Source organism: Mesorhizobium sp. M0317 (genome assembly GCF_040321555.1).
In the GTDB taxonomy this organism is placed as follows: Bacteria; Pseudomonadota; Alphaproteobacteria; order Rhizobiales; family Rhizobiaceae; genus Mesorhizobium.
Map to the genome: position 1 here is coordinate 1 of NZ_JAMYRV010000019.1, position 12,632 is coordinate 12,632.

11 protein-coding genes are annotated in these 12,632 nt (G+C 63.9%); 6 read left to right on the forward strand and 5 right to left on the reverse strand.

All coding sequences use genetic code 11. The annotated features are described in order from the left end of the window. Nucleotides 1–151: 151 nt before the first annotated feature. From NKI88_RS15305 to NKI88_RS15315, 3 genes are all read left to right on the forward strand, one after another. Nucleotides 152–1,240 (forward strand): methionine ABC transporter ATP-binding protein, encoded by a 1,089-nt coding sequence (locus NKI88_RS15305; protein WP_352544864.1) that lies wholly within the window; start codon nucleotides 152–154, stop codon nucleotides 1,238–1,240. Next, nucleotides 1,221–1,877: a methionine ABC transporter permease gene (locus tag NKI88_RS15310; RefSeq protein ID WP_023668578.1), complete on the forward strand. Its 657-nt coding sequence runs from the start codon at nucleotides 1,221–1,223 to the stop codon at nucleotides 1,875–1,877. Before NKI88_RS15305 ends, NKI88_RS15310 begins: the two co-directional genes overlap by 20 nt. A 137-nt stretch (nucleotides 1,878–2,014) precedes the next feature. Beyond that, nucleotides 2,015–3,034 carry an isopenicillin N synthase family dioxygenase gene (locus NKI88_RS15315; RefSeq protein WP_352655948.1) on the forward strand — a complete coding sequence of 340 codons (1,020 nt, stop codon included), beginning with the start codon at nucleotides 2,015–2,017 and terminating at the stop codon, nucleotides 3,032–3,034. A gap of 203 nt (nucleotides 3,035–3,237) precedes the next feature. Here the strand turns inward: NKI88_RS15315 and fba are convergent, their stop codons facing one another. From fba to mtnK, 3 genes are all read right to left on the reverse strand, one after another. Beyond that, nucleotides 3,238–4,302, reverse strand: coding sequence for a class II fructose-bisphosphate aldolase (gene fba, locus NKI88_RS15320; RefSeq protein ID WP_023687044.1), 1,065 nt, complete (start codon nucleotides 4,300–4,302; stop codon nucleotides 3,238–3,240). Nucleotides 4,303–4,617: 315 nt separating this feature from the next. Next, nucleotides 4,618–5,712, reverse strand: a complete 1,095-nt coding sequence (gene mtnA, locus NKI88_RS15325; RefSeq protein WP_023668575.1) for an S-methyl-5-thioribose-1-phosphate isomerase — start codon at nucleotides 5,710–5,712, stop codon at nucleotides 4,618–4,620. Then, a complete protein-coding gene (mtnK, locus tag NKI88_RS15330) occupies nucleotides 5,709–6,977 on the reverse strand; it encodes an S-methyl-5-thioribose kinase (protein WP_023704828.1) in 1,269 nt (422 codons plus the stop codon). Before mtnK ends, mtnA begins: the two co-directional genes overlap by 4 nt. A 137-nt stretch (nucleotides 6,978–7,114) precedes the next feature. Here mtnK and NKI88_RS15335 point away from each other — a divergent pair, with 137 nt between their 5' ends. The 3 genes from NKI88_RS15335 (at nucleotide 7,115) to NKI88_RS15345 (ending at nucleotide 10,792) form a co-directional block, all read left to right on the forward strand. After that, complete coding sequence (locus NKI88_RS15335; protein WP_352655950.1) at nucleotides 7,115–8,626, forward strand: sugar ABC transporter ATP-binding protein; 1,512 nt, start codon at nucleotides 7,115–7,117, stop codon at nucleotides 8,624–8,626. Nucleotides 8,627–8,700: 74 nt separating this feature from the next. Then, nucleotides 8,701–9,696 carry an ABC transporter permease gene (locus NKI88_RS15340; protein ID WP_352655952.1) on the forward strand — a complete coding sequence of 332 codons (996 nt, stop codon included), beginning with the start codon at nucleotides 8,701–8,703 and terminating at the stop codon, nucleotides 9,694–9,696. Between the two features lie 46 nt (nucleotides 9,697–9,742). Further along, nucleotides 9,743–10,792 carry a substrate-binding domain-containing protein gene (locus NKI88_RS15345; RefSeq protein ID WP_352655954.1) on the forward strand — a complete coding sequence of 350 codons (1,050 nt, stop codon included), beginning with the start codon at nucleotides 9,743–9,745 and terminating at the stop codon, nucleotides 10,790–10,792. A gap of 349 nt (nucleotides 10,793–11,141) precedes the next feature. Here the strand turns inward: NKI88_RS15345 and NKI88_RS15350 are convergent, their stop codons facing one another. Both NKI88_RS15350 and NKI88_RS15355 read right to left on the reverse strand, forming a co-directional pair. After that, nucleotides 11,142–11,402 (reverse strand): type II toxin-antitoxin system ParD family antitoxin, encoded by a 261-nt coding sequence (locus NKI88_RS15350; protein WP_352655956.1) that lies wholly within the window; start codon nucleotides 11,400–11,402, stop codon nucleotides 11,142–11,144. A gap of 76 nt (nucleotides 11,403–11,478) precedes the next feature. Continuing rightward, the gene (locus tag NKI88_RS15355) at nucleotides 11,479–12,582 is read right to left on the reverse strand and encodes a D-alanine--D-alanine ligase family protein (RefSeq protein WP_352655958.1); all 1,104 of its coding nucleotides are present in this window, start codon (nucleotides 12,580–12,582) and stop codon (nucleotides 11,479–11,481) included. Nucleotides 12,583–12,632: the final 50 nt, after the last annotated feature.

Sequence of the window (12,632 nt, forward strand, 5' to 3'; positions counted from 1 at the left end):
CCCACACGGGGGCGCTATCGGGGTTTTTCAAAATTTTAAACACGGCCCCGGGGTCCCGCGCATTTGGTTGGGGGCGTGGTTGCCTGTCGGGGGGGGCCGGTTGTTGGGGGGGCCGCCGTCGCATTTGTCGAGCGTCGAAACGGACAGTGAGATGAACCAGCACGTCACGGCCGAAGCATCCGGTCCGGTCAATATATCGGCCGGGCAGGAAGATGTCGTACGCCTGGTCGACCTCAAGCGCCGCTTCGGCGCGACGCCTGCGCTCGACGGCGTCTCGCTGACGGTGCGCAAGGGCGAGATCCTCGGCATCATCGGCCGCAGCGGCGCCGGCAAGTCGACGCTGATCCGCTGCCTCAACGGGCTGGAGCGGCCGGACTCCGGCGACGTCTTCATCGAGGGCCGCGAGATCGGCCGGCTCGGCGAGCGTGAATTGCAGCCGCTGCGGCGTCGCATCGGCATGATCTTCCAGCACTTCAATCTGCTGTCGGCCAAGACCGTGGAGGACAATGTCGCGCTGCCGCTGAAGATCGAGGGCCGCCCAAAGGCCGAACGGCTGGCGCGCGCCGCCGAATTGCTCGACCTCGTCGGCCTGTCGGAGAAGGCGAAGGCCTATCCGTCCTCGCTGTCGGGCGGCCAGAAGCAGCGCGTCGGCATCGCCAGGGCGCTGGCCGCGCGGCCGGCGCTGCTGCTGTCCGACGAGGCGACCTCAGCGCTCGATCCGGAGACGACGCGCTCCATCCTGGCCTTGCTGAAAGACATCAACCGGCAGCTCGGCCTCACCATCCTGCTCATCACCCACGAGATGGAGGTGATCCGCTCGATCGCCGACCGCGTCGCGGTGATCGATGCCGGGCGCATCGTCGAGCAAGGCCCGGTGTGGTCGGTCTTTGCCGAGCCGCGTTCCGAAATCACCAGGAGCCTGCTCGGCGGCATCCGCCCGCAACTGCCGGCCGAGATTGCCGGCCGGCTTGCTCCCGGAGGCGGCGCCGAGCTCATCCTCAGGGTCGACGTCGCAGGTGAGGCCGCGCGCGGTCCGCTGCTGTCCGATCTTGCGGTGGCGGTGCCGGGGCCGTTCCGCCTCGTCCATGGTGGCATCGACCATGTCCAGCAGCAGCCGGTCGGCACGCTGTTCCTTGCGGTCGCGGGCAACGATCCGAAACATCTGTCGAAAGTAATCGCATTCCTGAAGGCCCGCGACGCACGGGTGGAGGTGCTTGGCCATGTCGCCGGTTCTGTTTGAACTTCTGCTGCGCTCGATCTGGGAGACGGTCCTGATGACGGCGGCATCGGGCCTCATCTCGCTCGTCTTCGGGCTGCCGCTCGGCCTGGCATTGATTGCCACCGAGCGCGGCGGCATTGCCGAAAGCCTGTGGGTGAACCGCGCGCTCGGCGCCGTCATCAACGGCTTCCGCTCGGTGCCTTTCATCATCCTTCTGGTGGCGCTGATCCCGGTGACGCGGCTGATCGTCGGCACCTCGATCGGCACCTGGGCGGCGATCGTGCCGTTGTCGATTGCGGCGACGCCCTACTATGCCCGCATCGCCGAAGTGTCGCTGCGCGAGGTCGATCGCGGCCTGATCGAGGCGGCGCGCGCCATGGGCGGCAATCGCTGGACGATCATCCGCGAGGTGCTGGTGCCCGAAGCTTTGCCCGGCATCGTCGCCGGTTTCACGGTGACGCTGGTAACGCTAATCGGCGCCTCGGCCATGGCCGGCGCCATCGGCGCCGGCGGGCTCGGCGATCTCGCCATCCGCTATGGCTACCAGCGTTTTGAGACCAGCGTCATGGTCGCCGTGGTCATTGTGCTGATCATTCTCGTTTGCGGCATCCAGTGGGTCGGCGACCGGCTGGTCGCCAGGCTGGACCGGCGCGGATGAGCGGCCACGAACGTTATTTGCCGGCAGGCTGCCAAACGCAGCGCCGGCTTTCTCTATCGGCGCCGAGATTGGATTGCGCGTTGCTTTGATCGGACCGGCCTGCGTGCCACCGTGACAGCGAAACAAGGAGCTTGACCATGCCCAGGATCGTACCCGTGCTTGATCTCGGCCGCCTCGAACAGGGCGCTTCGGAACGGCGAACGTTTCTCTTCGACCTGCGCACGGCCGCGCGCGATGTCGGCTTCTTCTATTTGACCGGCCACGGCATATCGGCTGCGGATACCGCAGAAGTGCTCGACGCCTCGCGCCGGTTCTTTGCCTTGCCGGAAGCCGACAAACTGGCAATTGAAATGGTCAAGTCATCGCAATTCCGCGGTTATACGCGCGCCGGCGGCGAACTGACTAAAGGCAAGGCCGATTGGCGCGAACAGCTCGATATCGGCGTAGAACGCCCGACCATCGCGCAGGGACCCGGCGTGCCCGCCTGGACGCGGCTGCAGGGGCCGAACCAGTGGCCTGCGGCGTTGCCGGAGCTGAAGCCGGCGCTACTCGCATGGCAGGCCAAGGCGACGGCGGTGGCGATCCGGCTGCTTAGGGCATTCGCTTTGTCGCTCGACCAGGCCGAGGACGCCTTCGATCCGATCTACCGGGCCGAGCCCAACCATCGCATGAAGATCGTGCGTTATCCCGGCCGCGACGCCACAGGCGACGACCAGGGCGTCGGCGCGCACAAGGATGGCGGTTTCCTGACGCTTCTGCTGCAGGACGAGAACAAGGGGCTGCAGGTCGAATATGACGGTGCCTGGGTCGACGTCGATCCGCTGCCCGACACGCTGGTGGTCAACATCGGCGAACTGCTCGAACTGGCGTCGAACGGCTATCTCCGGGCGACAGTCCACCGTGTGGTGACACCGCCGGCCGGCGTCGAGCGCGTCTCGGTCCCGTTCTTCTTCAGCGCCCGGCTCGACGCCACGATTCCGCTGCTCGACCTGCCCGAGGATCTGGCGGCCGAGGCGCGGGGGCCGGCCAGCGATCCCGACAACCCGCTGTTTCGCAATGTCGGCACCAATGTGCTGAAGAGCCGCCTGCGCTCGCATCCCGACGTGGCGCGCCGGCACTACGCCGATCTCCTGGAAACCGGTGCCTCAGCCGGCTGAATCTTTCAAAACGAGAACGAAATTTCCGAATCTCGCGTTGTTTTAGAAAGCTGTTCGTCGCCATCTGCCGCGAATACGCGCATACAGGAATTATCGTTCGGCGGTTTCCTCCCATTCCACCGAGCGGTGTTCCCCTCTGAAGGTTCTTGACCTTCTTTTGGCCGGGCCGCTTTCGCGCCCGGCCTTTTTATCCATTAAGAGCCCTAGCCAAACTTCGGATCAAGGCTGCCCGACTTGTACCGCTTGGCCATCTCAGCTACCGGCAGCGGCTTGATCTTCTGGGCATTGCCGGCGGTGCCGAACTGCTCGAAGCGCTCCTTGCACAGCTTGCGCATCGCCGCCATCGCCGGCGTCAGATATTTGCGCGGATCGAACTCGCTCGGGTTTTCGGTCAGCACCTTGCGGATGGCGCCGGTCAGCGCCATGCGGTTGTCGGTGTCGATGTTGATCTTGCGCACGCCGTGCTTGATGCCGCGCTGGATCTCTTCCACCGGCACGCCCCAGGTCGGCTTCATCTGGCCCCCATATCTATTGATGATTTCCTGCAGGTCCTCGGGCACCGAGGACGAGCCGTGCATGACCAGATGCATGTTGGGCAGGCGGCGGTGGATTTCCTCGATGACGTTCATCGCCAGCACCGCGCCGTCCGGCTTGCGCGAAAATTTGTAGGCGCCGTGGCTGGTGCCCATGGCGACAGCCAGCGCATCGACATGGGTGTCCTTGACGAACTCGACCGCCTGTTCCGGATCGGTCAAGAGCTGGTCGTGGCTGATGGCGCCTTCGACGCCGTGGCCGTCCTCCTGCTCGCCGCCGCCGCTCTCAAGCGAACCGAGCACACCGATCTCGCCTTCCACCGACACGCCGCCCCAATGCGCCATGTCGACGACGCGCCTGGTGATGCCGGAATTGTAGGCATAGTCGGCCGGCGTCTTGCCGTCCTCTTTCAGCGAGCCGTCCATCATCACCGAGGTGAAGCCGTACTGGATGGCGGTGACGCAGGTGGCTTCGTTGTTGCCATGATCGAGATGCATGCACACCGGGATGTCGGGGTGGATTTCGACCAGCGCGTCGATCAGCTTGGCCAGCACCACGTCATTGGCGTAGGCGCGGGCGCCGCGGCTTGCCTGCAGGATGACCGGCGACTTGGTCTCCTCGGCCGCCTCCATGATGGCGAGGCCCTGTTCCATATTGTTCATGTTGAAAGCGGGTACGCCGTAGCCGTACTCGGCGGCGTGATCGAGCAATTGTCTCAGTGTTATGCGAGCCACCCAATAGTCTCCCGTATCTGGTTTCAAGCGCAACGTCGCGGGCCGGCCGGTTGCCGGCCAGATGCTTCTGGCCGGATTTCGCCAGAACCGCAACCGTCAGCGGCCATCGAGGCCGCAATTCTTGTTGCAGGGCTGAAATCCGGTAGCCAGCCGGTGAGGCGCTAATCTCCCCCATTGAGGGGGAGATGGCCGGCAGGCCAGAGGGGGTCGGTTCGACTGGAGCGCTAGCATCATCTGTCGGTGCTGGGAGGTCGCGTCAGGACGCGCCGACCCCCTCTGTCGCCTTTGGCGACATCTCCCCCTCAAGGGGGGAGGTTATCCGCGTTCGGGGAACATCGCCTTCAACCCTTCGCGCGAAGCCTTGGCCACACCGCGCTCGGTGATCAGCCCCGTCACCAGCCGTGCCGGCGTCACATCGAACGCCGGATTGGCCGCCGGCGTCGCTTCGGGCGAAACCCGCACCTGCGCAATCTTGCCGTCCGCCGTCTTGCCCCAGACCAGCGACACCTCGTCACCGGAGCGTTCCTCGATCGGGATTTCGGTCAGGCCATCACCCACCGTCCAGTCGATGGTCGGCGAGGGCAGAGCGACGTAGAAGGGCACCTCATTATCGGAGGCGGCGAGCGCCTTGAGATAGGTGCCGATCTTGTTGCAGACGTCGCCATTGGCCGTGGTGCGGTCGGTGCCCACGATCACCATGTCGACCGCGCCACGCTGCATCAGATGGCCGCCGGCATTGTCGACGATCAGCGTGTGCGGCACGCCGTGGCCGGCCATCTCCCAGGCGGTCAGCTGGGCGCCCTGGTTGCGCGGGCGCGTCTCGTCGACATAGACATGGACCGGAATGCCGGCCTCGACGGCGAGATAGATCGGCGACGTGGCGGTGCCGTAATCGACCGTCGCCAGCCAACCGGCGTTGCAATGGGTGAGGATGTTGACCGGCTCGCCCGGCTTCTTGCGTGCCGCGATCTCCTTGATGATGGCAAGCCCGTTCTCGCCGATGGCGCGATTGAGATCGACATCCTCGTCGGCGATTTCGGCAGCGCGCTTATAGGCCGCCTCCGCGCGCTGTCCCAATACGATCGGCCTGAGGAACCGCCGCATCTCGTCCAGCGCCCAGCGTAGATTGATCGCAGTCGGCCGCGTCTTGTGCAGCGTCTCCCAGACCGCGTCGAGCGCTTCGTCAGACGGATCGTCCGCCATCTGGATGGCGACGCCGTAGGCCGCGGTGACGCCGATCAGCGGCGCGCCACGAACCCACATGTCACGGATCGCGGTGGCGATGCCGGCAACGCTCCCGATCGTCTCGACCCGGAACTCGTGCGGCAGCCAGCGCTGATCGATGATCTCGACCGAACGCTGGTCGTCGCTCAGCCAGATGGTGCGGTAGTGGCGCTCGCCGACGTTCAAATCCTGCTCTCCCGTTCGATCAAAGCGGCCAGATTATTGACCTCGTCCATGCCGTGAATCTGGCGCCGGTTGACGGCGATGTGACGGCCGAATTTCAGCGCCTTGGCCTCGCAGGAGGCTCGCAGATCCTCGTCCTCGATGGTCTCGAAATCGGCATTGTGGGCGAGGCCGAGGATGCGCCGGTGCACCTCGATGCCGGCAAAGCCGAGCAGGTCGGTCCAGATCTGGTGCAGCACATGGTCGAGCGCCTGCTCCGAGGCGAGAATGTCGCCCTGATCCTCGAACAGGCTCTTCTGGTAAAGCATGCCGGTGCGCTCGGTGCGCCATAGATGCGAGAACTCGGCGCGGAACACCGTCCAGGTGTCGTTGGTCACCCCGAGCAGATAGGCACGCATGGCGTCACGCTTGCCCTTGTGTTCATGGCCGCGCTGCGAGAAGTAGGACATCCAGAAATTGGCGAGCAGCATGCCTACATCGAAGGCCATCGGACCGTAGAAGGCGAACTCCGGATCGATCATCCGCGTCTCGGTGTCGGTGACCATGATCGAGCCCGAATGCAGGTCGCCATGCAGCAGCGTCTCGGCGTTGGCGGCGAAGATATGCTTCAGCCGCTGCGCTTCAACCTTGAGGTCGCGGTCGGCACGCAGTTCGGCAACAAGGCCGTCGAGCTGCGGCGAGGTGTGCCGGTTCAGCTTGGCGTCGAAATAGGGATCGGAAAACACCAGGTCTTCGGTGATGCCGCAGAGCTCGACATTGTCGGCAAACAGCGCCAGGTCGGCCTTGCGGTCCTTGGTCGGCATGGAGAGATCAGAGCCGCGGAACAAAGTGCGGGCCATGAACAGGCCGATGTCGCGGGCGATATTTGGCAACTCGCGGCCGTCGATCAGGGCACGGCGCAGGATGATGTGCGGCGGCGCCAGATATTCCATGATGATCAGCGCCTGGGCTTCGTCGAAATGGAGGATCGCCGGCACCGAACCCGGCGCGCGCGCCTCTTGCCGCGTCAGCGCGTGATATTCGAAGAAGGAACGTTTCAAGGGCAGCGGCCAGCTGTCGCCGACGAGGCGAACATAGGGCAGGGCTTGCTTGACGACCGCCGCACCCGAGCCGCCTTCGACGATAAAGACGAGGTTCAGATTGCCGTCGCCGACCTCGCGCACCTTCCAAGGGCCCTTGCCGATTTTGGCGCACAGCGCTTCGTTCGTACCGAGGCGCGTTGCAAGCGTCTCCACCGACAGTGCTTCGAACGGCAATTTCGCAGTCATTCCTCACCCCCCCGCTTGCTCGCTCCAATCATAGTGGAGCGACGGCGGTGAGGCCAAGCTAGGAAGCTGACTGGCAATTGTCAATCGAGTTGACAATTGATGACGCAGCCCATAGCCTCATCGTCAGGGAGGAACGAATGGGCAATGATGCCGTGTTCCGCGTGGACGGGCTGAGGAAGTCCTTCGGCCATATCGAGGTGCTTGGCGGCGTCTCGCTCGAATTGCATGCCGGTGAGATCACCGTGCTGATGGGCGCCAACGGCGCCGGCAAATCCACCCTCGTCAAGATCATCAGCGGCGTCTACGACCACGCTGCCGGCACAATGAGCCTCGCTGGTCATGATTTCGCGCCCAATACGCCGGCCGAGGCGATCCGCGCCGGTGTCGTTACCGTGCACCAAAACATCAATGACGGCGTCGTCGCCGATCTCGATGTCGCCACCAACCTGACGCTCGATCGGTTGAGCGGCAAGGGCGCGCCGCTGCTGTTCAATCCGGGCCGCGTGCGTCGCGAGGCCAAAGCTGTCGCCGACCGCATGGGGCTCGCCATCGATCTCAAGGCACGCATCAGCGATCTGTCGCTGGCCGATCGCCAGATGGTGGCGATCGCGCGCGCCATGGCGCATCAGCCGAAAGTGCTGATCCTCGACGAGCCGACCTCATCGCTGTCCAGCGCCGAGGCCGACCGGCTGTTCGCCCTGCTCGACCGGCTGCGCGAGCAAGGTGTGGCCATCCTCTACATCTCGCACCGCATGTCGGATATCAGGCGGCTTGCCGACCGCATCGTCTCGATGCGCGACGGAGCCATTAGCGGCACCTTCGACAAAAAGCCGCTCGACTATGAGGGCGCGGTCAACGCCATGCTCGGCCGCAAGATCCATCTCGACCGTATCGAAGCCAGGAGTTCTGCGAAGCCGATCCTGACCGTCGATGCCTTGCGCATCGCCCCAGGCGCCCGGCCATTCTCGCTGACGCTCGGCGACGGCGAGGTTGTTGCCATCACCGGCCTCGTTGGCGTCGGCAAGACAGCACTCGCCGAGACGCTGTTCGGCCTGCGCAAGCCGCTGTCCGGCAGCATGACTTTGCACGGCAAACCTTACGCGCCTGGATCGACGGGCGAAGCCATCGCCGCCGGCGTGTTCCTGGTCGCCAAGGACCGTGGCGAAAACGGCATCGTCGGCGGCTTCAACATCCAGGAAAACATCAGCCTGCCCTTCCACAAGCGGATGTCGCGTTTTGCCGTTCTCAAGCGTGGTCTCGAGCGCGCTACTGCCCGTCGGCAGATCGACGAGCTCGGCATCGTCTGCCGCTCGGAGAAGGACGAAATGCAAACGCTCTCAGGCGGCAACCAGCAAAAGGTGATGGTCGCGCGCTGGATGGCGCAGGACGCCCGATTGTTCATTCTCGATGAACCGTTCCAGGGCGTCGATATCTCGGCCAGGCGCGACATCGCCGCCAAGCTGAGGGCAAGCGCCAATGGCCGCGCCACGCTGCTGTTCGTCACCGAACTCGACGAGGCGCTGGAGACGGCGGATCGCATACTGGTGATGTCCGAGCAGACCATCGTCGGCGAACACCGCAACGCCGATGTCGATCTCGACCGTCTGCTGGCCGAAGTCGCCGGTGGACCGGTGCACAGCGCGGCCTGAGCCGCGATGATTGAAGAACTGAGGATTGGAATGGAGTGCACGGGTTTGAGTTGGGTATTTACGGCGGGCGCTGAATGACGCTGCGCGACTACGCCATCCGCTATGGGTTCATCGTGCTTTTGTTCGGCCTGATCGCGTATTTCGCCATCGCCGCCGACGGGTTTGTCTCGCCGCAAAGCGCCGTCTTCATCTTCCAGTCGGTCGCCATCACCGGCGTGCTGGCGCTCGGCGTCACCGCGACGTTGGTCGTCGGCGGTTTCGATTTGTCGATCGGCTCGGTTGCCACGTCGGCCATGATGGCGGCCGCCTATGTCATGGTGGTGCTGGAGCAAAACGTTGTCGTCGCGGTCGTCGTCTGCCTGCTCATCGGCGCCATAGTCGGCCTCATCAATGGCTGGCTGATCGTCTATATGCGCGTGCCCGATCTGCTGGCGACGCTCGGCATGATGTTCCTGCTCGTCGGCCTGCAGCGCATACCGACCGAAGGGCGCTCCATCGCCACCGGCATGACCATGCCTGACGGCTCGGTCGCCAACGGCAAATTCTCCGATGCCTTCCTGGCGCTCGGCCGCCACCGCTTCGACTTCTTCATCCCGAACCTCATTCCGGTGTCGGTGGTCGTGCTCATCGTGCTCGCCGTGCTGATCTGGTTCTTCCTCGAATACACGCGCTTCGGCCGCATGATGTATGCCGTGGGTAGCAATGAACGGGCCGCCGAACTCGCCGGTGCGCCTGTCAAGGCATACAAAATCTGGGCCTACGTCATTTCAGGAGTTTTTGCCTCGATCGGCGGCATTTTGCTCGCCGCACGGCTTGGACGCGGTGACATCGCCTCGGGTAATAATCTGCTGCTCGATGCGGTTGCCGCGGCGCTGATCGGCTACGCGGTGCTCGGCGCCGCCAAGCCGAACGCCTTCGGCACCGCCATCGGCGCGCTGTTCGTCGGCATCCTGCTGCAAGGCCTGACGATGATGAACGCGCCTTACTACACGCAGGATTTCGTCAAGGGCGTGGTTCTCGTCGTCGCCCTTGTCTTTACCTTCGCCCTTTCCGGCCGGGGCAGGAGATAGAACGGCTGCCGGAACAGTTTTGGGTTCAACAAGTGGAGGAAACAAAATGAACATCACAAGAAGACTTCTGGGGAAGGTCGCGCTCGGATTGGCCGGCGCAACAATCCTGATGCCGGGGGCATTTGCCGCCGACAAGCCGGCGCCGTTCGACAAGCCCGGCGTCAAGATCGCGTTGGTGCGCTATCTCTCGACCGGCGATTTCTTCCAGGCCTATCTCTCGGGCGTCGAGTCCCAGTCCAAGGCGCTCGGCATCGATCTGCGCGTGCTCGACAGCCGCCAGGATGCCGCCCTTCAATCCGACATGGTCGACCAGGCCATCGCGCTCGGCGTGCAGGGCATCATCATCCAGCACGGCCTGACGGAATCGATGAAGGATGCCGCCCAGCGCGCGGTCGATGCCGGCATCAAGGTCGTCGCCTTCGACGTCAATGTCGAAAATCCAAAAATCCCGCAGATCGAACAGTCGGACAAGGATCTAGCCCGTCTGGCGCTCGAGCAGGCGGTCAAGGACAATGGTGAGAGCTGGAACGCCGGCTATGTCTATGTCGCCGGCATCGCCCCGCTCGACCGTCGCAACGAGACCTGGGTCGACGTGAAGAAGAAATATGCCGGCATCAAGGAAGTCGCGATGTTCGGCACGCTCGACAATCCGATCGCCAACTCGGTCGCCAACCAGGCGCGCTCGGTGCTGCAGGCGCATCCCGATATCAATGTGATGTTCGCCCCCTATGACGAATTCGCCAAGGGCGTGAAGATCGCCGTCGACGAGGCGGGGCTGAACAAGAAGATCAAGATCTACTCCGCCGACATCTCGACCTCCGACATCGCGGCCATGCGCGAAACCGACAGCGCCTGGGCGGCCACCGCCGCCACCAATCCGGCCGTCGTCGGCCAGGTCTCGGTGCGCGCGCTGGCGCAGTTGCTCGCCGGTGAAGATCCCGGCCACAACGTCATCGTGCCGCCGACGCTGATCACCCAGAAGGACCTGATCGACAAGGACATCAAGAACATGGAAGACCTGTCGGCCAAGCTGCCGCAATTCGCCCATGCCGATGTCGCCATGCCGGCCTGGATGCCGAACCCGAACGCGAAGTAGGATCGGTCGTCTGATAGATGCGAAGGGCGGCTATGGGCCGCTCTTTTCATATTGATGGTAAGCCTGCCGGCCTACAACCATTGGTCTGGATCGCGCATCCCGTGGACAATCGCCACAGCGATAACACCATCGGGCTGCGGCTCGTAGATGATGATTTAGCGGTCTTCGACGAGCACGCGGGCCGTTGCGCTTAACTCGGGCCGTGCGCTGCCCATCTTGGGGTGCTGCGCCGCAGCTCCAGTCTTTCGTGCGCATCAACAGTCTGTCTGCTGCCTTTTCATTGTCGGCGGCGGCGATGGTGTGCCAGATGTCTCGCAAATCCTGCGAAGCGCGCGGTGTGAGCCGATGGCTAGCCACGGGCGCGGCGTTCTGCCTTCAGGCTGCGAATGAACTCGGTGGGGTCGACGTCCACCGGCTTGCCGCTGGACATGCCGTCGGCATAGGCCCGCTTCAAGTGCTCGAGTTCGAGCGTGCGCAATTCCTCGCGCTGCTCCCACAAGCGCAGGGCGTCGCGGACAATCTCGCTGTTGGAAGCATAACCGCCGCCTTCGATGGCCCTCTGCAGGCGCGCCGACTGCTGCGGGGTAAGGGATATGGTCAGGGTGCGCATGGGTTCGTTTTCATCCCCACACCATAATGCATCCAACCAGATCTAACAATATTTGTTAGGAATCTGCACCCCTGCATCATGATCGCCCGGCGCGCGCCAGGCCATGCGCCACCAGCCGGTCGATGACTTCGGCATAGCTGACGCCGCTTGCCGCCATCGCCTTGGCGTACATGCTGATGTCGGTGAAACCGGGAATGGTGTTGAGCTCGTTGATCACGAATGTCATGTCCGGCATCAGGAAAAAGTCGATACGCGCCATGGCGTCACAGCCGACTGCTCTGAACGCCTTTGCCGCCATGTCGCGCATGGCGGCCTCGACCTCCTGCGGCAGCGCGGCCGGCACTATCAATGCGGCGCCATTCTCGTCGATGTACTTGGCGTTGTAGTTGTAGAAGCCGTGGCTTTCCGCGGGCACGATCTCGCCCGGCCGCGAAACGAAGAGTTCGCCCGCGGGGCTCTCCAGCACGCTGTATTCGATCTCGCGACCGCGAATGAACTCCTCCGCCAGCAGCTTGCGATCGTGCTGGAAGGCTTCGCCAAGCGCCCGCTCGAATTCCTGGCTGCCGTTGACTTTTGCCACTCCGACCGACGAACCCTGTCGCGCCGGCTTGATGAAAATCGGCAGGCCGAGCTGGTCTTCCAGCACGGTCAGCGAAGGGACTGCACCGTCCTCGATCGTCACCGAGCGCGCGACGGGCACTCCGGCCGCCTTCAGCAACCGCTTGGCGACATCCTTGTCGAGCGCGGCGGCAGAACCGAGGATGCCGCAGCCGGCGAGCGGCACGCGCGCCACCTCGGCCAGCCCCTGCACGGAACCGTCCTCGCCATGCAGGCCGTGCAGGACCGGAAACAATATATCGATATCAGGCAGGTCGTGAGGCGCGCTATTGGCCGGGATCGCCAGCATTCGCCCATACCCGCCGGGCACTAGGCAGAGTTCTGTGCCGGACTCGGGTTTTGCCAACGCGCCATCCTCGAAGCGGCTCAGCAGCCATTGCCCCGCGCGGGTGACGAAGATCGGGACGGCATCGTATTTCGCCGGATCCAGAGCACGCATGACATTGGTTGCCGAAAGCAGCGAAACCTCATGCTCGGCGGAGCGCCCGCCGAAGAGCACGCCGATACGAAGTCTTTTCGCCCCATCGACAACTCCACCAAGGATCAGGGCTGGAGCTCGCATGCGACACACGAGACGCCCCTTAAACTGGTCGAGCAATAGACAAAGGATTG

What these genes read in the sequence shown, in the direction of transcription:
- NKI88_RS15305 (WP_352544864.1), top strand. Translation starts at nt 152, where the DNA reads ATGAACCAGCACGTCACGGCCGAAGCATCCGGTCCGGTCAATATATCG.
- NKI88_RS15355 (WP_352655958.1), bottom strand. Translation starts at nt 12,582, where the DNA reads ATGCGAGCTCCAGCCCTGATCCTTGGTGGAGTTGTCGATGGGGCGAAA.
- NKI88_RS15340 (WP_352655952.1), top strand. Translation starts at nt 8,701, where the DNA reads ATGACGCTGCGCGACTACGCCATCCGCTATGGGTTCATCGTGCTTTTG.
- NKI88_RS15335 (WP_352655950.1), top strand. Translation starts at nt 7,115, where the DNA reads ATGGGCAATGATGCCGTGTTCCGCGTGGACGGGCTGAGGAAGTCCTTC.
- NKI88_RS15345 (WP_352655954.1), top strand. Translation starts at nt 9,743, where the DNA reads ATGAACATCACAAGAAGACTTCTGGGGAAGGTCGCGCTCGGATTGGCC.
- NKI88_RS15315 (WP_352655948.1), top strand. Translation starts at nt 2,015, where the DNA reads ATGCCCAGGATCGTACCCGTGCTTGATCTCGGCCGCCTCGAACAGGGC.
- mtnK (WP_023704828.1), bottom strand. Translation starts at nt 6,977, where the DNA reads ATGACTGCGAAATTGCCGTTCGAAGCACTGTCGGTGGAGACGCTTGCA.
- NKI88_RS15350 (WP_352655956.1), bottom strand. Translation starts at nt 11,402, where the DNA reads ATGCGCACCCTGACCATATCCCTTACCCCGCAGCAGTCGGCGCGCCTG.
- NKI88_RS15310 (WP_023668578.1), top strand. Translation starts at nt 1,221, where the DNA reads ATGTCGCCGGTTCTGTTTGAACTTCTGCTGCGCTCGATCTGGGAGACG.